Origin of the sequence: Myceligenerans salitolerans, assembly GCF_017349295.1 — a bacterium.
GTDB lineage: Bacteria > Actinomycetota > Actinomycetes > Actinomycetales > Cellulomonadaceae > Myceligenerans > Myceligenerans salitolerans.
Map to the genome: position 1 here is coordinate 669,527 of NZ_JAFMPK010000047.1, position 18,278 is coordinate 687,804.

At 72.0% G+C, this 18,278-nt stretch carries 15 protein-coding genes; 12 read left to right on the top strand and 3 right to left on the bottom strand.

What is annotated here, in order from left to right; translation table 11 throughout:
* Positions 1–16: 16 nt before the first annotated feature.
* Complete coding sequence (locus J0911_RS16535) at positions 17–820, bottom strand: SDR family oxidoreductase (protein WP_207276552.1); 804 nt, start codon at positions 818–820, stop codon at positions 17–19.
* Positions 821–932: 112 nt separating this feature from the next.
* Here J0911_RS16535 and gnd point away from each other — a divergent pair, with 112 nt between their 5' ends.
* The 12 genes from gnd to J0911_RS16595 all read left to right on the top strand — a co-directional run bounded on the left by gnd (position 933) and on the right by J0911_RS16595 (position 15,468).
* A complete protein-coding gene (gnd, locus tag J0911_RS16540) occupies positions 933–2,378 on the top strand; it encodes an NADP-dependent phosphogluconate dehydrogenase (protein ID WP_278186828.1) in 1,446 nt (481 codons plus the stop codon).
* On the top strand, positions 2,375–3,691 hold the full coding sequence (locus J0911_RS16545; RefSeq protein ID WP_307865128.1) for a carboxylate--amine ligase: 1,317 nt from the start codon (positions 2,375–2,377) through the stop codon (positions 3,689–3,691). Before gnd ends, J0911_RS16545 begins: the two co-directional genes overlap by 4 nt.
* Positions 3,692–3,979: 288 nt before the next feature.
* Positions 3,980–4,423, top strand: a complete 444-nt coding sequence (locus J0911_RS16550) for a DUF805 domain-containing protein (protein ID WP_207276554.1) — start codon at positions 3,980–3,982, stop codon at positions 4,421–4,423.
* Between the two features lie 220 nt (positions 4,424–4,643).
* Positions 4,644–5,264, top strand: a complete 621-nt coding sequence (locus J0911_RS16555) for a DUF3000 domain-containing protein (RefSeq protein ID WP_307865129.1) — start codon at positions 4,644–4,646, stop codon at positions 5,262–5,264.
* Positions 5,261–6,499 (top strand): HRDC domain-containing protein, encoded by a 1,239-nt coding sequence (locus J0911_RS16560; protein ID WP_207276555.1) that lies wholly within the window; start codon positions 5,261–5,263, stop codon positions 6,497–6,499. Before J0911_RS16555 ends, J0911_RS16560 begins: the two co-directional genes overlap by 4 nt.
* A gap of 220 nt (positions 6,500–6,719) precedes the next feature.
* Positions 6,720–7,820: a lipid II:glycine glycyltransferase FemX gene (locus J0911_RS16565; RefSeq protein ID WP_207276556.1), complete on the top strand. Its 1,101-nt coding sequence runs from the start codon at positions 6,720–6,722 to the stop codon at positions 7,818–7,820.
* Between the two features lie 280 nt (positions 7,821–8,100).
* Complete coding sequence (locus tag J0911_RS16570) at positions 8,101–9,351, top strand: thiolase family protein (protein ID WP_207276557.1); 1,251 nt, start codon at positions 8,101–8,103, stop codon at positions 9,349–9,351.
* A complete protein-coding gene (locus J0911_RS16575) occupies positions 9,348–11,486 on the top strand; it encodes a 3-hydroxyacyl-CoA dehydrogenase NAD-binding domain-containing protein (protein WP_207276558.1) in 2,139 nt (712 codons plus the stop codon). Before J0911_RS16570 ends, J0911_RS16575 begins: the two co-directional genes overlap by 4 nt.
* Positions 11,487–11,705: 219 nt before the next feature.
* Positions 11,706–13,382, top strand: a complete 1,677-nt coding sequence (locus J0911_RS16580; protein WP_207276559.1) for an NAD-binding protein — start codon at positions 11,706–11,708, stop codon at positions 13,380–13,382.
* 97 nt (positions 13,383–13,479) lie between these two features.
* The gene (locus J0911_RS16585) at positions 13,480–14,415 is read left to right on the top strand and encodes a hypothetical protein (protein WP_207276560.1); all 936 of its coding nucleotides are present in this window, start codon (positions 13,480–13,482) and stop codon (positions 14,413–14,415) included.
* 70 nt (positions 14,416–14,485) lie between these two features.
* Complete coding sequence (locus J0911_RS16590; RefSeq protein WP_207276561.1) at positions 14,486–15,148, top strand: hypothetical protein; 663 nt, start codon at positions 14,486–14,488, stop codon at positions 15,146–15,148.
* The gene (locus J0911_RS16595; protein WP_207276562.1) at positions 15,145–15,468 is read left to right on the top strand and encodes a hypothetical protein; all 324 of its coding nucleotides are present in this window, start codon (positions 15,145–15,147) and stop codon (positions 15,466–15,468) included. Before J0911_RS16590 ends, J0911_RS16595 begins: the two co-directional genes overlap by 4 nt.
* Positions 15,469–15,528: 60 nt before the next feature.
* Here J0911_RS16595 and J0911_RS16600 read toward each other — a convergent pair whose 3' ends face one another.
* Together J0911_RS16600 and J0911_RS16605 are read right to left on the bottom strand one after the other, a co-directional pair.
* Positions 15,529–15,786, bottom strand: coding sequence for an excisionase family DNA-binding protein (locus tag J0911_RS16600; RefSeq protein WP_207276563.1), 258 nt, complete (start codon positions 15,784–15,786; stop codon positions 15,529–15,531).
* Positions 15,787–15,910: 124 nt separating this feature from the next.
* On the bottom strand, positions 15,911–18,202 hold the full coding sequence (locus J0911_RS16605; RefSeq protein ID WP_207276564.1) for a DEAD/DEAH box helicase: 2,292 nt from the start codon (positions 18,200–18,202) through the stop codon (positions 15,911–15,913).
* Between the last annotated feature and the right edge of the window lie 76 nt (positions 18,203–18,278).

Consider the following 18,278-nt stretch of genomic DNA (forward strand, 5'->3'; position numbering starts at 1 on the left):
GGACCGACCGCAAAGCTCAGACGTGGACGACGGCGGGGGTGGCCGGGTCGTCGAGGATCGTGGTCAGGGCCGCGGTGACGGCGGCGGGGGCGACCGTGCGGTCCGGGGTCACGTTGCGGTCGTCGCCGGCGACCGCGTGGTCGATGACGAGTTCGTGGAAGCGGACACGACGGCGCTCCTCGGCGTCCGGCGGGGTGGCACCGAGCGGGTCCTCCTCGAGGTTGAGGACCCGGACCAGCATGGCCAGGCCGGCCCCCGTGACGTTGATCGCTCCCGAGCCCGCCATGGGCTGTGCGCGGGCGGCGCCGTTGAGGACGACATGGGCGGGGCGCGGGTGGGCGGAGTCGCGCAGGACCGGGACGAGGGCGCGGATGGTGGCGAGGTGGGCGGTCAGGTGGCTGTCGAGGGTGGTGCGCCATGCGTCGAGGTCGGGCTCGTCCAGCAGGCGCGCGCCGAGCTGCCAGCCGCCGATGGCGGCGGCGACCCCGCCCGGGAGCGGGAGGCCGTCGCGGTCACAGGCCTCTCGGACGGCGTCGCCCAGGCCCGCGGCATCGGCGTAGGTCACGGGCCGCACCAGTCCCCCGAGCTCGTCCGGCACCGGCTCTGGGCCGCCGTCGTGCACGGGCACGGGAACGGGCGTCCGGGAAGCGGCGAGGACCGTGCGGCCGGTGCGGGCGAGGCCGGCGGCCAGCCGGCTGCCGACGTACCCGCCCGCGCCGACCACGACCACGGGGGACGGCGAAGGCTGTGCCGCGGCGTGCGGTGTGCTCCCCGGCGCGGTCCGTTCCGGCCTGCCCGCCGGTGCCGTCTCGCTCGTCATGGCGCCGACGCTACCCGGGACGCGCCGGTCAGGGGATGGACACGGCCTGGCAGGTCTCGCCCGCGGAACTAGGCTGGCCGCGACTCGTCCGTCCGTACGACAGGAGCGCACATTGTCAGCACGAGCACAGATCGGCGTCACCGGCCTGGCGGTCATGGGCCGCAATCTGGCCCGGAACTTCGCCCGGAACGGATTCACGGTGGCGGTGCACAACCGCTCGTCCGCGCGCACCAAGTCCCTGGTGGCGGAGCACGGCGACGAGGGTGACTTCGTGCCGTCGGAGTCGCTGGAGGACTTCGTCGCGTCTCTGGAGCGGCCGCGCAAGGTCGTCGTCATGGTCAAGGCCGGTGGCCCGACCGATGCGGTGATCGACGAGCTGGTGCCCCTCCTGGAGCAGGGAGACATCGTGGTCGACGCCGGGAACGCGCACTTCCCCGACACGATCCGGCGGGAGAAGGACCTGGCCGCGAAGGGGCTGCACTTCGTGGGCACGGGCGTGTCCGGCGGCGAGGAGGGCGCGCTGAACGGCCCCTCGATCATGCCGGGCGGCACGGCCGAGTCGTACGAGTCGCTGGGGCCGATCCTGGAGAAGATCTCGGCCCATGTCGACGGCGTGCCCTGCTGCGCGCACGTCGGCCCCGACGGCGCGGGCCACTTCGTCAAGATGGTGCACAACGGCATCGAGTACGCCGACATGCAGCTCATCGCGGAGGCGTACGACCTGCTGCGGCAGGGCCTGGGTGCGTCGGCCGCCGAGATCGGCGGCATCTTCGCCGAGTGGAACACGGGCGACCTCGAATCGTTCCTGGTGGAGATCACCGCGGAGGTGCTGCGCCACCAGGACGCGGCGACCGGCCAGGCGTTCGTCGACGTCGTGCTCGACCAGGCCGAGCAGAAGGGCACCGGCCGCTGGACCGTGCAGAACGGGCTCGACCTGGGCGTCCCGATCACCGGCATCGCCGAGGCCACGTTCGCCCGCTCCCTGTCCGGTTCGGTGCCGCAGCGCGAGGCCGCCGCGAACCTGCCCGCCCACACCGCCGGCTGGGAGGTCGGAAAGGACGACGCCTCCCGCGCCCGTTTCGTCGAGGACGTCCGCCAGGCGCTCTACGCGTCCAAGGTGGTCGCCTACTCGCAGGGCTTCGACCAGATCGCGGCGGCGTCGGCCGAGTACGGCTGGAACATCGACCGCGGGGCGATGGCCCGCATCTGGCGGGGCGGCTGCATCATCCGCGCCGGGTTCCTGAACCGGATCACCGAGGCGTACGAGCGCGACGAGAACCTGCCGCTGCTCATCGCCGACGAGTACTTCGCCGACGCGGTCGGCGCCGGCCTGGCGTCGTGGCGCCGCATCGTGGCCGGTGCGGCGCAGGCGGGTATCCCCACCCCGGCCTTCTCCTCGTCCCTGGCCTACTACGATGCGGTGCGCGCGCCGCGTCTTCCCGCAGCCCTCGTGCAGGCGCAGCGGGACTTCTTCGGTGCGCACACGTACCGTCGCACGGACCGCGACGGCACGTTCCACACCGACTGGTCAGGTGACCGCACGGAGGCTGAGGCGTGAGGGGATTCCCCAAGGATCTGAACGAGGCGGGCGGCGCGGGGGCGCCGGCCGCCTCGATCACCGGCGACAACACGGTCGCGGTGGGAGTCGGCGGTGACGTCGGCACCTATGCCCTGATCCGGGCTTTCCACGAGCAGTACGGGATCACGGGCGTGGTCCTGTCGTCGGTCGCGACCCGGCCGATGCAGGACTCGGCGATCGTGGAGAACGTCGTCGTGCCGAACCTGGACGACACGGAGACGTTCCTGTCGTCGCTGGAGGAGGTCGCCCGCCGGCACGCGGGCAAGCGGCCGATCCTGCTGACCAACGCGGACTGGTTCGTCCGCGAGGTCATCGTGCACCGCGAGCGCCTCGAGGCGGCCGGGTTCGTGACGCCGTACCCGAGCCTGGAGGTGCTCGAGCAGGTCTCCAGCAAGGAGGGCTTCGCCGAGGTGTGCGACCGGCTCGGGATCCCGACGCCGCGCACCGTCGTGGCGGACATCCCGAAGCTCGTCGCCGGTGGCGGTCGTGCGGCCGTCGCCGAACTGGAGCTGGACCTTCAGTTCCCCCTCATCGGCAAGCCGTCCAACAGCGCGGACTGGCACTACGTGTCGTTCCCGGGCAAGGCGAAGATCCACCACCTGAACGACCGCGCGGAACTGGACGAGGTGCTGGGGCACCTGGTCGACGCCGGCTACCCGAGCGCGTTCCTGGTGCAGGAGTTCATCCCGGGCGACGAGACGCAGATGCGGTCGCTGACGGCGTACCGCGACTCGTCGGGCACGGTGACCCTGCTGGCCACCGGGCGCGTGCTGCTGGAGGAGCACACGCCCGGCACGCTCGGCATCCCGGCCGCCATCCTCGTGGAGCCGTACGACGACGCGATGGAGGCAGCCACGCGGTTTCTCGACGCGACCGGCTACGTGGGCTTCGCGAACTTCGACTACAAGCTCGACCCGCGCACCGGCAGACACGTGTACTTCGAGGTGAACCCGCGCATCGGGCGGAACAACTTCTACGTGACGGCCGGCGGGGCGAACGTGGCGCGCGTGCTCGTGGAGGACCAGGTGCTGGGGCGGCCGATCCAGCCGCTGCGGGCCACGTCCGAGGTGTTGTACACGGTGGTGCCGTTCGGGCTGCTGCTGAAGTACGTGCTCGACCCGGAGCTCAAGGCTCGTCTCAAGCGCCTGAAGTCCGAGGGCAAGGTCGTCAACCCGCTGAAGTACGACCAGGACACCGGTCTCAAGCGGCGCCTGATCGTCGAGGCGATCACGCAGAACTACCGGCGCAAGTACGCGCAGTACTACCCGGAGCCGACCAGCACGGGCTACTGAGCGTCGGCGGACGGGACGGCGGGCCCGCCGTGGACCGGGTTCGTGCGGGGCTTTGCCCGTACGGCCACGGTCCGCGGCGGGCCCGCCGTTCCCGGTCCGCGAGGGCGAGGCGTCGCCGGCACCCATACCGGGGATGCGACCGCCGGACAAGTCATAACGATTCGGCGTCGATACGTGGGGTTTTACCCCGAGACGCCGGAAAACGGCGTGAAGAACCTGTGGAAGCCGCCAGACTGTGGCGCGAACGGGTGGTGACGGTATCCACCCTTGGTCACAGAAAGGTCTCTCATGTCCTTCATGGAGTCGATCCGCACCGTGCTGTCCAAGTATGCGGACTTCAACGGGCGGGCGCGCCGGTCCGAGTACTGGTGGTACATGCTGGCGTACGTCGTCGTCGTGCTGGTCCTCGAGGCGATCTTCATCTTCCCGGCGCTCGGCCAGATGACCGCGGCCCAGACGGAGAACCCGGGCGCGGTGGCGGAGACGCCGCCCATGATGGTCGTCGGGTACGTGATCCTCCTGATCGTCACGCTCGGCCTGCTCCTGCCGAGCCTGGCCGTGACGATCCGCCGCCTGCACGACAGCGACAAGTCCGGGTTCTTCTTCCTGCTCGGCTTCATCCCGTTCGTCGGCGGGATCATCGTGCTCGTCCTCACGCTCCTGCCCGGGACCCCCGGTCCGAACCGCTTCGGCCCGGACCCGAAGGCCGCGCAGGTGCCGGCCCAGGCCTGACGCCAGAGCGGGCCGGGCGCGGCTGAGGACGACGTGGCGGGTGGAGGGAACAGCCCCCACCCGCCACGTCGTCCGGCGACCGGGACCGGCACGGTCAGCGCTCCGGCCCCCGACGGGACCTCGCAAGGACGCGGGGACGGGTCACGATCTGGGCACGGAGCGCCGCGTGCGTCCGCGTGGCGGCCCGGGCGTGGCGTGCGCGGCGCGTACCGTGCTGTGCGTGAGCAACGACGTGCCGGCCGAGTTCGCGGAAGCCCTCGCCGATCTGCGGGCGCAGGGCGCACGGCCCGGCGTGCACGTCGAGGAGATCGCGGCGCCCGTGCGGGTCGCCCCGTACAGCGCCGCGTTCGCCGGCGAGGTGACCGGCGAGGACGCCGGGGCGGACGACGACCCGGTGGCCACCGGACGCTTCGTCGTCCTGCACGATCCGGCGGGGCAGGAATCCTGGCAGGGCACGTTCCGAATCGTCACCCTGGTGCGCGCCACGCTCGAACCGGAGATGGCCGCCGATCCGCTGCTGGCCGAGGTCGCCTGGTCCTGGATCCCCGAGTGCCTGCAGCTCGCGGGGCTGCGGCCCGGCAGCGACGCCGTGGCCGAGGGCGGCACGGTGACACGCGTGATGTCCAAGAGCTTCGGCGCACTCTCCAACACGCCCGACGCCGTCGACCTCGAGCTCCGCGCCTCGTGGACACCGGCCGACACACGTCTCGGCGCCCACCTGCAGGCCTGGACGGCACTCCTGTCGACCGCCGCCGGGGCCCCTCCGCTGCCGGCCGGCGTCACGGCGCTCAACAGGCGCTTTACCGATCGCCCCCCACGCCCGCATACGGTGGGACCATGAACGAACCCCCTGCGCACCGCGCCGACGACGGCGTGGTGGTGACGCCGCTGACGGAGCCGGCCGGGGGCCTGCCTCCCGTGACCACCCGGCCGGAGGAGCTCGAGAAGGTCGTCGACGCGTTCGCACGCGGCACCGGGCCCGTCGCCGCCGACGCCGAGCGAGCGTCCGGCTACCGCTACGGACAGGCCACCTACCTCGTACAGCTCAAGCGCGCCGGCGCGGGGATCGCCCTCGTCGATCCCGTGGCGCTGCCCGACCTCTCCGCCCTCGCCGACGCGATCGGCGACGCCGAGTACGTGCTGCACGCCGCCTCCCAGGACCTGCCCGGCCTGAACGAGCACGGCCTCGTCCCCGCGCGCGTCTTCGACACCGAGCTCGCGGCACGCCTCCTGGGCTTCGAGCGCGTCGGCCTGGCCGCCGTCGTCGCCGAGACCCTGGGCCTGGGCCTCGCCAAGGAGCACTCCGCCGTGGACTGGTCCACCCGTCCGCTGCCGGAGGACTGGCTGCGCTACGCCGCCCTCGACGTCGAGGTCCTGGTCGAGGTGCGAGACGTCCTCGAGGAACGCCTGGCGGACGCGGGGAAGGCCGACTGGGCCGCGCAGGAGTTCGAGGCCGTGCGGACCGCGCCGCCCCCTGCCCCGCGTGTCGACCCGTGGCGCCGCACCTCAGGAATGCACGTCCTGCGCAACCCGCGCCAGGTCGCCGTCGTCCGGGCACTGTGGGAGGCACGCGACGCGACCGCACGCGCTCGCGACATCTCGCCGGGCCGCGTGCTGCCGGACCGCGCGATCGTCGCCGCGGCACGAGCCATGCCCCGCACGGCCGGACAGCTCGTGGCGCTGCCGGAGTTCGCCGGCAAGGGCACCCGGCGCCGGGCGGGCTACTGGCAACGCGCGATCGACGACGCGCGGGCACTGCCGGACGGACAGCTTCCCACGGTCCGCGGGCCCCGCACCGACGGGCCGCCGGCCCCGAGACTGTGGGCAGACCGCGACCCGGCAGCGGCCCGCCGGCTCAAGGGCGCGCGCGAGCTCGTCGCGGCGTTCGCCGAACGCCACTCCGTCCCGGTGGAGAACCTGCTGCAGCCGGACGCGTTGCGACGGCTGTGCTGGAAGCCTCCCGAGCCCACCGATCCCGACAGCGTCGCGGAGTTCCTGCGGGACCGCCGGGCGCGAGAATGGCAGATCGGCCTGCTCGCGACTCCCCTCGCCGAGACCCTCGCGGGAATTCGCTGACCTCTTCGTCGTTGTCCGTGCCTCCGTGGACACCTCCTCGAGCTCCACTCCAGGCGCCGGCCTCGTACCTCGGCCCACACCCTGCGTTTCACTCTTCGTCGTTGTCCGTGCCTCCCTGGACACCTCCTCGAGTTCCACTCCAGGCGCCGGCCTCGTACCTCGGCCCACACCCTGCGTTTCACTCTTCGTCGTTGTCCGTTGCTCTCGATAGAGTCTGACCATGCCAGCCTCCGCGACACCCTCGCCTGCCACGTCAGCCGCCGCTTCCGTCTCCGTCGAGGTCGTCACCGACCGGACCGTGTGGGACCACGAGGTCAACGGGCTCGGGGGCCATCCGCTGCAGCTGTGGGGCTGGGGCGAGGTGAAGTCGGCCGGGGCGTGGACGGCACACCGGCTGCGTATCACGGCGGGCGGGCACACGGCCGGACTGGCACAGGTCCTGGAGCGGCCCCTGCCGGCGCAGTTCAAGGCGCTCACCTACGTCCCCCGCGGACCCGTCGTCGCACACCTGGACGGGGCGAACACCATGCGGGCGGTGTTCGGCGTGGGTGATTCCGACACCCGCAACCTCGTCACCAACGCCGTCACGGACTGGGCCCGGGAGAACGTGGGTGGCGTGGGCATCACCCTCGAACCCGACTGGCCCGTCGGCACCCGGGCGGACCTGCCGAACCGGCGCTACGCGCCCAACCCGGTCCTGTACCCCTCCACGCTGATCCTCGACCTGCGCAAGAGCGAGGACGAGCTCATGTCGGCCATGTCGAAGAAGACCCGGCAGTACATCCGCAAGTCTCTTCGCGAGGACCTGGAGTTCCGGGAGGTCACCACGTCGAAGGAGATCGACGCGTGCCTCCGGATCTACCGCCAGACGGCCGAGCGCGCCGGCTTCGGCCTGCACTCCGACAGCTACTACCACCTGGTCAAGACCGAGCTGGGCAGCGCCTCACCCGTCTTCGCGGCCTTCGCGCGCTCGTCGGCGGACGGCCCGTACGACCGGCCCGTGTCGTTCGTGTGGTTCGCCGCGTCGAACACGACCTCGTTCGAGCTGTACGGCGGCATGAACGACGACGGCATGAACCTGCGGGCGAACTACGGCCTGAAGTGGCACGCCATCTGCGCCATGAAGGATCGCGGAGTGATCCGTTACGACGTCAACGGCCTGCTCAACGACGGCATCTCCAACTTCAAGCGCGGCTTCGCCAAGCACGAGGACGAGCTCGTGGGCAGCATCGACGTGCCGTTCTCCCGCTGGTACAGCACGTGGAACAGCGCCCTGCCGACCGCCAAGAAGGTGGTCCGCAAGCTCCGCGGCAGCCACTGAGCTCTGTTTTCCCGAGCCGCTCTGTTTTCGCGAGCCGCCGGGCTCAGCCGTCCTCGGCTCGCACCTCGCCTGCGGGCGGCTTCGCTGCGCTTCGCATCCGGCGGCCGGGGACCGGTTGGGTCATAGGGGACGAGACCGAGCGAGGCTGAGACTCGATCTCACGGCTCGGTGGACTCGGTCTCGTCGGAGCTAGGATTTTTACCGATACTCGGGGTAGCGTGTATTGCGAGCACCGAGCGGCGTCGCTGAGGGACGCCGCCGTCCGACCAAGGAGCTGCCCATGACGGCCACATCCGCGCCCACGCGCCGGACCGTACGCGACGTCGTCTTCGTCGACGGCGTCCGCACCCCGTTCGGCAAGGCGAAGCCCGACGGCATGTACGCCGAGACCCGTGCCGACGACCTCGTCGTCAAGCTGATCCGCGAGTTGCTGCGCCGCCACCCCGAGCTGCCCACCGAGCGCATCGGTGAGGTCGCCATCGCGGCGACGACCCAGGAAGGCGACCAGGGCCTGACCCTCGGCCGCACGGCCGGCGTCCTGGCGGGCCTGCCCAACACCGTCCCCGGCTACGCGATCGACCGCATGTGCGCGGGCGCGATGACGGCCGTGACCACCACCGCCGGCTCCATCGCCATGGGCGCGGCCGACATCACCGTCGCCGGCGGTGTCGAGCACATGGGCCGCCACCCGATGGGCTTCAGCGCCGACGTGAACCCGCGCTTCGTCGCCGAGAAGCTCGTCGACCCGCAGGCGCTCAACATGGGCGTCACCGCGGAGAACCTGCACGACACGTTCCCGGGGCTCACCAAGGAGCGCGCCGACGCCTACGCGGTGAACTCCCAGGCCAAGTACGCCAAGGCCCTCGCCAACGGGAACATCGACCCGGACCTCGTGCCCGTCGCCGTACGCTCCACGGAACTGGGCTGGGGCCTGGCCACCGCCGACGAGCTGCCCCGCCCCGAGACCACCATGGAAGGCATCGCCGACCTGAAGACGCCGTTCCGCCCCGGGGGCCGCGTCACCCCGGCGACGTCGTCCCCGCTGACGGACGGCGCGACCGCGTCGGTGCTCGCCGCCGGCGACACGGCCGCCGAGCTCGGTCTCCCGGTCCGGATGCGTCTGGTGTCCTACGCGTTCGCCGGCGTGGCCCCCGAGATCATGGGCTACGGCCCGGTCCCCGCCACGGACAAGGCGCTCGCGAACGCCGGTCTGGCCATCGACGACATCGGCCTCTTCGAGATCAACGAGGCCTTCGCCGTCCAGGTCCTCTCCTTCCTGGACCACTACGGCATCGCCGACGACGACCCGCGCGTCAACCCGTACGGCGGCGCCATCGCGATGGGTCACCCCCTCGCGTCGTCGGGCGTGCGCCTCATGACACAGCTCGCCCGCCAGTTCGAGCAGCACCCCGAGGTGCGCTACGGCATCACCACCATGTGCGTGGGCCTGGGCCAGGGCGGCACCGTCATCTGGGAGAACCCGCACCACGCCGACTACACCGGCCACACCAGCGAGGAGAACGACAAGTGACCGAGAACGCCCCCGCCGAGCGCGTCACCCACGCCCTCGTCCGCGACGTCACCCTCCCGGGCGGGGCCGGCACCCTGGCCCTCGTCACGCTGGACAACGGCTTCGACCACACCAAGCCCAACACCCTCGGCCCGCAGGGCATGGCCGAGCTCACCGCCGCCCTGGAGGGCGTGCGGGAGCGAGCGGCCGCCGGCGAACTCGCCGCGGTCGCCGTCACCGGCAAGCCGTACTTCCTGGCCGCCGGCGCCGACCTCAAGGGTGCCCAGGCCATCACCAGCCGCGAGGACGCCCTCGAACTCGGCCGCGCCGGTCACCGCGCCTACTCGATCCTCGGTGACCTGCGCGAGCAGCACGGCGTCCCGACGTTCGCCTTCGTCAACGGCCTGGCCCTGGGCGGCGGCCTGGAGGTCGCGCTCAACTGCGACTACCGCACGGTCGCGTCCGACGCAGCGGGTCTGGGCCTGCCGGAGGTCTCCATCGGGCTGGTCCCGGGCTGGGGCGGCGCCTACCTCGTACCGCGCCTGGTCGGCATCGAGAAGGCGATCGACGTCATCTTCACGCGGCCCGCGTCGCAGAAGCCGTACAAGCCCGCCGAGGCCCTGGAGATCGGCCTCGTCGACGCGCAGTTCGACGCCGCCGACTTCCTGGAGCAGTCGATCCGGTGGGCCGCGAAGGTCGTCCAGGGAGAGATCGAGGTCACGCGCCGCGAGCTGGACCCGCAGCCCGTGTGGGACGCCGTCACCACCGGCGTACGGCAGCACCTCGAGGCGACGATCGGCGACTCCCGCCCCGCGCCCTACCGCGCGCTGGACCTCGTCACGGGCGCTCGCAACGCCTCGCGCGACGAGGCGTTCGCGGCCGAGGACGAGGCGCTGGCCGACCTCATCATGTCCGACGAGATGCGCGCCGGCGTGTACGCGTTCAACCTCGTCTCCGGCGGCAAGAAGCCGCACGGCGCCCCTGACCCGAAGCTGGCCCGGCCGGTGACCCGCGTGGGCATCGTCGGGGCCGGCCTCATGGCGGCGCAGATCGCGTTCCTGTTCGCCCAGCGCCTGCAAGTGCCGGTCGTCATGCGCGACCTCGACCAGGAGCGCGTCGACAAGGGCCTGGAGTTCGTGCGGGGCACGGCGGAGAAGCTGGTGAAGCGCGGCAAGCTCGCCGAGGGTGCCGCGCGGCGTATCGTCGCGTCGGTGTCCGGCACGACCGACATCCAGGACTTCGCCTCCTGCGACTTCGTCATCGAGGCGGTCACCGAGGTGATGGGCCTGAAGAAGAAGGTGTTCGCCGAGCTCGAGGGCATCATCTCCCCCGAGGCGGTCCTGGCCACCAACACGTCGGCGCTGTCGGTCACCGAGATGTCGGCCGACCTCCGGCACCCCGAGCGCGTCGTGGGCATCCACTTCTTCAACCCCGTGGCCCAGATGCCGCTGGTCGAGGTGATCCACGCCGAGAAGACCTCCGACGAGGCGCTCGCCACGGCATTCGGCATCACGAAGAAGCTGCGCAAGACGGCGGTCCTGGCGGGCGACCGGCCCGGCTTCGTCGTGAACCGGCTGCTGATCCTCGTCATGGGCAAGGTGCTCGAGGCGATCGAGAACGGCACACCGGTCGACGTCGCGGACCGTGCGCTCGCGCCGCTCGGCTTCCCGATGCCGACGTTCGAGCTCACCGACCTCGTCGGCCCGGCCGTCGCGGACCACGTCCTCACCTCGCTGCGCGAGGACCTCGGGGACCGCATCCCGACGTCGCCCGGCCTGAAGAAGATCGTCGCCGAGAGCACGCCGCTCGTGCTCGACGCGCCGGCCAAGGGCCTGCCCAAGCCGGTGGACCCCGCCGTGCAGGCGTCGTTCGGGGAGGCGCTGGAGCCGGGCACCACGGGCCGCCACGGCACGCCGGTCCTCGACGGGCCCGGTGTGCTCGACGCGGTGCTCACCGCGACCGCCCAGGAGATCGGTCTCATGCTGGAGGAGCAGGTCGTGGCGGGCCCGCAGCAGATCGACCTGTGCATGATCCTCGGCGCCGGCTGGGGCTTCCACACGGGCGGCATCACGCCGTACCTGGACCGCACGGGCTACAGCGAGAAGGTCCTGGGCAGCCGCTTCCTGCCCGACGGCGTGGCGAACGTGCCGGCCTGACCCGGCGGCGCCCCACGGCGGTCACAGCACCGCGGCCCCGCCCGAGGCGTCGCGACCCGACACCGAGTGCTCCGCATCCGGTGAGAACCCGGCAGGCTCGTCGGCCTGCCGGGTTCCGCCGCGCCCGGCGCCGCGACCGCCACCGGCGCCACGGCGGTCGCCGTCGCGCGGCCCCGGCTTTTCGCGCATTTGGTCCTGACCTCGGTATATCGTCCCGCCATGGTCATCGCCAGGCGGCAGCAACGGCCGCAGTTCATCGTGTGCGGGGACGGTCCGCTCGCGTTCCGCGTCTCGTTCGCGCTCAGCACCCGCTACCAGGGCGATGTCACCGTGATCCTGCCGTACGCGGGCTCCAAGCACGGCGCCCAGATGGCCGCCCTGGACCACGTGCGGATCGTCGAGGCGGTCCGGCCCGACGACGACGCCTTCCGGCGTGCCCGCCTCGCCGACGCCGACGCCGTGGCGCTGCTCGACCAGGACGACGCGGGGAACATCGAGACCGCGCTCCTGGTCAACGAGCTCAAGCCCGGGGTGCGGCTCGTGGTCCGGTTCTTCGACGACGAACTCGGCGCCGGCATCGCGGATCACCTGCCGAACTGCGACGTGCTGTCCGCGTCGAAGATCGCGGCCCCGCCACTCGTCGCTCTCGCCCTGGGCGAGGCCCGGCACCTGGAGGTGCCGGGGATCGACCTCGTGGTCGGCAAGCCGGACCAGCTCCCCGGCACGGCGCTGTTCACCCTCGCGGGAGTCCGCGGTACGGACGCTGCGATGCTGCCGGGAGACGACGCCGGGCTCGAGCCCCGCATCGCCATCGGGCTCGCCTCACCCGACCCGGAACCGGCGAGGCGCACGCGCCGGCCGAACGGGCGCGTGTGGTATTTCGTGCGTCAGAACCTCAACCGGTACATCTGGTACGCCCTCGCGGTCCTGATCCTCGTGATCGTCGCGGGGACGACGCTCGTCGCCCTCACCGAGCCGACGCACTGGACGACGGCGCTGTACCGGGTGGTGCTCGACACCCTCGCCGGCGCCGACCCCGACGAGGAGGCGGCGCTCGTCACCCGCGCCGTGCAGGTGATCGTCACGGTGATCAGCGTCGCGGTCATCCCGCTGCTCACGGCCGCACTGGTGGACGCCGTCGTCCGCGCGAGGATCGCGGCGGCCGTGTCCGGACCGGGCTCCCCGATGTCGGGCCACGTCGTCGTGGTGGGGATGGGCGACGTCGGCACCCGGGTGCTCGCCACGCTGCTCGAGCGCGGCATCCCGGCGGTCGCCGTCAACCTGCGCGACGACGGCTCCCGCGGTATCCCGTTCGCCCGGGAGCACGGCGTTCCCGTGGTGATCGGTGACGGCCGCCGTACCGACGTGCTCAAGGCCGCCCAGATCGGCACCGCACGGGCGGTGATGGCCATGACGAGCGACGACGTCGCGAACATCGGCATCAGCATCGCCGCGGACTCCGTCGAACGCGATCCGGAACACGGCAGGCTTCGCCGCGTGCTGCGTCTCTTCGACGAGGACTTCGCCCGCCGGGTACGAGGGCTCATCCCGCGCTCGGCGCCACGCAGCGCGTCGGCGCTCGCCTCGCCCGCCTTCGCGGCCTCCGTGATGGGGCCGGACGTGCTCGACACCGTGCCCTTCAAGGACCGCGTCCTGCTGGTCGCGGAGGTCCCGATGCGTGCGCACTGCGAGCTCGAACACCGTCCCGCGCAGGAGGTGGACGTCCCCGGCGAGGCGCGGCTGCTCGCGGTACGCCGCCCCGAGAAGGGTTTCGTGAGCGACGTGTACCGCCCGGCGGCCACCAACCCGCTCCAGCACAACCACCACCTGATCGTCATCGCGACGCGCAGCGGCCTGGAACGTCTCCGTGCCCGGACGGCGGCCCCCACACCGTGACCTGGCGCACGTGGGGAGAGTTACCCATCCTCGACCGTGGCCGGCCCGCATATAGTGACCCCGCTGGAGTGGATCAGTACGAACCGGGAGCAAGTGCGTGAGCGGAAACATGTACGGCGCGGACATCGAACAGCTCCGTGCGTTGGCGACCGTGTTCGAGGACAAGTCGAACCAGCTCGGCACCGCCGTCCAGGTGATCGCCGGTTCGGTCGACCAGGTCCCGTGGTTCGGACCCAGCGGCGAGATGTTCCGGGAGGAGTGGGAGGCCGGCCACGCCCCCGCCCTGCGCGACGCCGCCGACTCCCTCCGCGCCGCGGCGGACGCGGCCCTGCGCAACGCCGACGCCCAGGACGAGACGAGCAACGAGTACGGCGGCGGCATCGGCGGCGGCCCGTTCCCGGGCACCAACCCGTTCCCCGGCGCGTCCGGCACCGGGAGCGGCACGACCGACGACGGCGGCTGGGCGGGCTGGCTGAACGATCTGGTCGGCGAGACCGGCTGGTGGGCGAGTGTCGCCGGAGCCACCGAGTTCATCGCCGAGACCGCGTACCGCTACGGCACCGGGCTCTGGGGACTCGCCGACGACATCCCGGCGGGCTTCGGATGGGCCGGGAAGGCCATCGGCTGGGCGGGCGTCGCTCTCGGCGGCTGGACCATCGGCCAGGGCATCGCCGAGGGCGACTGGTGGAAGGTGGGCGACGGCGCGATCACCGCCGGGCTCGGGCTCGGCGCGGTGCTCGCCGGTGCGGCGCTGGTGTCGAACCCGGTGGGCTGGGCGATCCTCGGAGCGGGAGCCGCGTGGGCGGTCGCGGACATCTTCATCGACGGCAACATCACCGAGGCGGCGTGGAACGGGATCTCCAGCGCGGGCGAGTGGGCCTGGGACGCCGCGGGCGATGCCGCCGGCTGGGTGGGCGACACCGCGGGCGACGTCTGGGACGGTGCCACGGACGTCGCGGGCGACATCTACGATGCTGGCGGGGACCTGCTCGAGGGCGCGGGCGACTTCATCTCGGACATCACCCCGTGGTGACGGCTCCGACGCGCCACGCTGACCCGGCACGAACCAACGGCGCACCAGGGCCGTACGAGGAGGAAGAACGATGAACGACGCCACGGCGCACCCGGCTCCGGGCCAGGACGACCGCGCGATCGAGCTCACGGGATTCGAGATCCTGACGCTGCTCTCGCTCGGCACCGACGACCCCGGCGCCGAGGGCACTCGCAGGGCACTGCACCTGCCCGAGATCGCGAAGGACTCGCCGCTGCTCTCCGCAGGCATCAGCTCGCTGGTGGTGCGCAGGCTCGCCGTGCCGAACGAGGGCCAGCGGCAGCTCACCCCCCAGGGCAAGGTTCTCGCCCTGACTGCGGTCATGAACCAGGCCACCGAGTGGATCGAGGCCTCCGGCGGGGCGGGCGAGTCGGCGAACGCCGCCGTCCTGCTGAGGAGCCCCGCCGGTTCGGCGCTGATCGAGCCGAAGCCGTACGGCATCTGGCAGGCGCTGCCCCTCCCGGGTGACCGCGCTCTCACCGACCTCGCCGCGGACTACGTCAAGGCCGCCTTCACCCACACGCCCGAGCGCCCGTTCGCCGGGACCGTCCGGCTGCTGGAGTCGAGCGGCACGACGACGCGGGCCGCGGCGATCCGCGTCGACGAGAAGAACACCTGGGAGTTCACGAGCGGGACGCCGGACGCCATGCCGGAGCCGGTCGTCATCGCCGCCGACCCGACCTTCCAGGTGGTGGCCAAGGGCCTCGCGGCATGAGCGGCCGCGGGAACGGCACCACCGCGAACGGGAACGGCCCGGCGAAGCGCGTCGACCCGGACAGCCCCGACGGAGCGCGGCGCGTGGCGGTGATGTGGACGCTCTTCATCGGGGTGGGGCTCGTCCTGGTCGGCCTCACCTGGGGCGGCTGGGCGGTCGCCCAGGCGGGCGGGTACGAGGACAACTTCCGCGGGTTCGACGCGGGCGACCCGTTCCCCTGGGTACCGGTGATCCTCGGCGGCGCGTTCAGCGCCTTCGCGTTCTTCCGCGCGATCGGCAAGTGGTCCCGCTACGGGAGGATCCGCCGCCAGCACCGGTGACCTCGCGAGGGTGACGTGGTGCGGACCGCGGTGACGCCCCTCGGCGTCACCGCCGGCAGGTCAGGCGCCGACGAGGCTCTCCTGGTCGCGGGACGCGCGGTCGGCCTTGTAGGTGTCGACGTCGGCCGCGTCGAAGCAGATGTCCGAGCCGACCATGTGGAAGTCGAGCTCACCCGCCTCCAGCAGGTCGATGACGTGCAAGGACGACACGCCCAGCCGGCGGGCCGCCTCGGCTGCCGTGAGGTTCTCCCCACGCGCGACGGAACCGCCGGCGCCGGGCATGGTGTCGGATGTCGAATGGTCTGTGAAATCGCTCACAGGAAAAGTCTTGCGCAGCGGGGTGCCGCGAGTCCAGTCGAAACGCTACGAAAGCGGAGTCCTGTGGAAGAGGTTTTCCATCTTCACCCGGCTCCTCGACTCGGGCGGTACTCGCCAGGCGCTGTCATCGCACCGTGACGGGCGTCTCGTCGTCGCTCCGCCCGGCCGCACCCGAGCCGGACGCGTCGCGAGCGGTGCTCCCGCCACCGGCGGCGGCTCCCAGACGTTCGCGCTCCTGGGCGACGATCGTCCTTCCCAGCTCCGCCTCGCTCGGCCCGCCTCCTGCACCAGGCCCGTCGGCGACGTCGGCGACGGCGAGCTCCGACGTCTCGGTGATCTCGGACTGCCGTGCGAACTGCTCGAACAACGCGGCCTTCGTGTCGAGGATCTCCATCATGCGCTGGTCCACGGAGTCGGCCACGAGCAGGCGGTGCACCTGGACGGTGCGGGTCTGACCCATCCGGTGCGCCCGGGCCACGGCCTGCGCCTCGATGGTGGGCTTGACCTGCGGCTCGCAGAAGATCACCACCGAGGCCGCCTGCACGTTCACCCCCACGCCCCCGGCCGTGATCTGGCTGACGAGCACCCGGGGGCCGTCCGGCGCGGACAGGCTGTCCACCATCTCCTGCCGTTCGGTGATCTTCACCCTCCCCGTGAGCGGGCCCACCGCCATGTCGCCGAGCAGCTCCATCACCTGCTCCAGCACGTCGAGGAAGTACGAGAACACGATGACCCGGCGGCCGTTCTCCGCGGCCTCGTCGACCAGGGCCCGCAGGCGCACGAGCTTCGCGGAGTCGTCCGCGCGCTCGACGGCGAACGCCGCACGCCGCATCGCCATGAAGTTGCCGTCCGCGACCGCCCGCCGGTACGCGGCGCCGTCGGCCGGGCCGAACTCCTCCCACTCCTCGACCTGGACCAGGTCGGGCAGCTCGGTGAGCACGTCCTCGGTGTTGCGTCGCAGGTAGGCGGGAGCGACGATGCGCCGGAAGGCCTGCGCGCCGGACAGGTCGGCGTTCGGGTCGAGCTGCCGGGCCACCGCCGGCTGCAGGTAGCCCACCATCGCCTTGAACTCCGCGACCTTGTTCTCCATCGGCGTGCCGGACAGGAACAGGACCCGGTCGGCGCGGTCGGACCAGGTGCGGACGGCCTGCCCGCGGAGGGTCTCGGGGTTCTTCACGTAGTGCGCCTCGTCGACGACCAGAAGCGTGGGGCTCAGGTCGTCGGGCAGGCGCAGCCGCGCGAGCATCTCGAACGTCGTCACACCCACACCACCGGCCTCGACCCACACCCGGGCCGCCTCGTCCCGGTCCCCGCCGTGCATCACGAGGGCAGTCAGACGGGAGTGGGTGGTCACCTCGCGCGCCCAGTTCGTGACCACGCTCGCCGGGCACACCACGAGGAAGTGCGCGGGCCCGTCGTCGTCCGGCCTCGTCGCCGCGAGATGCGTCATCGTCGCGATCGACTGCATCGTCTTGCCGAGGCCCATCTCGTCGCCGAGGATCGTACGCCGTTGCACCAGTGCGTACTTGGCGCCGAAGGCCTGGTAGGCGCGCAGGTTCGCATGCAGGAGCGAGCGGTCCAGGGGCTGCGCCTCGACACGACGGACGACGTCGGCCGGGAGGAAGCCCTCGGCCGCCTCGTGGTCGTTCCCGAGGTCCACGACCTGGCTGAGCAGACCGTAGTACTCGGCGGACCGACGTTCGAAGTCCTCCCACACGTCATCGGCGCCCCGCCGCCCGGTGATCGTCCGCACCTGGCCGGCGGCCGCCGCCAGGTCCGGCGACGACGCCGCGAGGGCGTTGCGCAACGCGCCGATCGCCGCGGTCGCCTCGGCACGTCGGCCCGTGTCCGCGAGCAGACGCCGCCACCAGCGGGTGAGTGCCTGCGCCGGGCCGATGTACTGCGGGAGGACGGCGTGCAGGCGCCGCGCGTCGTCGTAATGACGGTGCCGCGCGTCGGTGACGACGCCGAACATCCGCAGCGACCGCACGAGGTCCGTGGCGTAGGGGTCGTCGGGGTCGACGTCGATCCGGAAGCGGAGGTCGGCATCGACCTCCTCCGCCAGCTCGGTGGCCGCGGCGACCGCGGGTCGCGCCGTCGTCTCCCCGATACCGGCCTCGACCAGCCCGTCGACGCCGGCCTCCAGGACCTGGGGAACGTCACGGAAGCCCTTCTTGCGCAGCACCGCGACACGGAGCTTCTTGCGCCGTTGCTCGAGCTCCTCGACGGCCACCGTCCGCAGCTCGGCGCGGATGCGTACCTGCCGGGCGGCGAGATATGCCTCACGGACCTTCTCGCGATAGGGGCCGTCGGAGGCCAGGAGCAGCCGCGCGTCCCCCAGCCGGGCGACCGCCTCCTCCACGACCTGACGCGCCTCGCGGCTCTTGATCGGAACGCCCTGGGAAGTCTGAGTCATCGCGGCGCCAGCGTACCTGCCGTGTCCGACATTTCCTCCACGCCTCAGCGGGCGCCACGGCGCTTGGCACACTTTT

Excerpts from the sequence above, each read along its gene's own strand:
- J0911_RS16535 (WP_207276552.1), bottom strand. The coding sequence starts at position 820 with ATGACGAGCGAGACGGCACCGGCGGGCAGGCCGGAACGGACCGCGCCG.
- J0911_RS16550 (WP_207276554.1), top strand. The coding sequence starts at position 3,980 with ATGTCCTTCATGGAGTCGATCCGCACCGTGCTGTCCAAGTATGCGGAC.
- J0911_RS16560 (WP_207276555.1), top strand. The coding sequence starts at position 5,261 with ATGAACGAACCCCCTGCGCACCGCGCCGACGACGGCGTGGTGGTGACG.
- J0911_RS16565 (WP_207276556.1), top strand. The coding sequence starts at position 6,720 with ATGCCAGCCTCCGCGACACCCTCGCCTGCCACGTCAGCCGCCGCTTCC.
- J0911_RS16570 (WP_207276557.1), top strand. The coding sequence starts at position 8,101 with ATGACGGCCACATCCGCGCCCACGCGCCGGACCGTACGCGACGTCGTC.
- J0911_RS16580 (WP_207276559.1), top strand. The coding sequence starts at position 11,706 with ATGGTCATCGCCAGGCGGCAGCAACGGCCGCAGTTCATCGTGTGCGGG.
- J0911_RS16590 (WP_207276561.1), top strand. The coding sequence starts at position 14,486 with ATGAACGACGCCACGGCGCACCCGGCTCCGGGCCAGGACGACCGCGCG.
- J0911_RS16595 (WP_207276562.1), top strand. The coding sequence starts at position 15,145 with ATGAGCGGCCGCGGGAACGGCACCACCGCGAACGGGAACGGCCCGGCG.
- J0911_RS16605 (WP_207276564.1), bottom strand. The coding sequence starts at position 18,202 with ATGACTCAGACTTCCCAGGGCGTTCCGATCAAGAGCCGCGAGGCGCGT.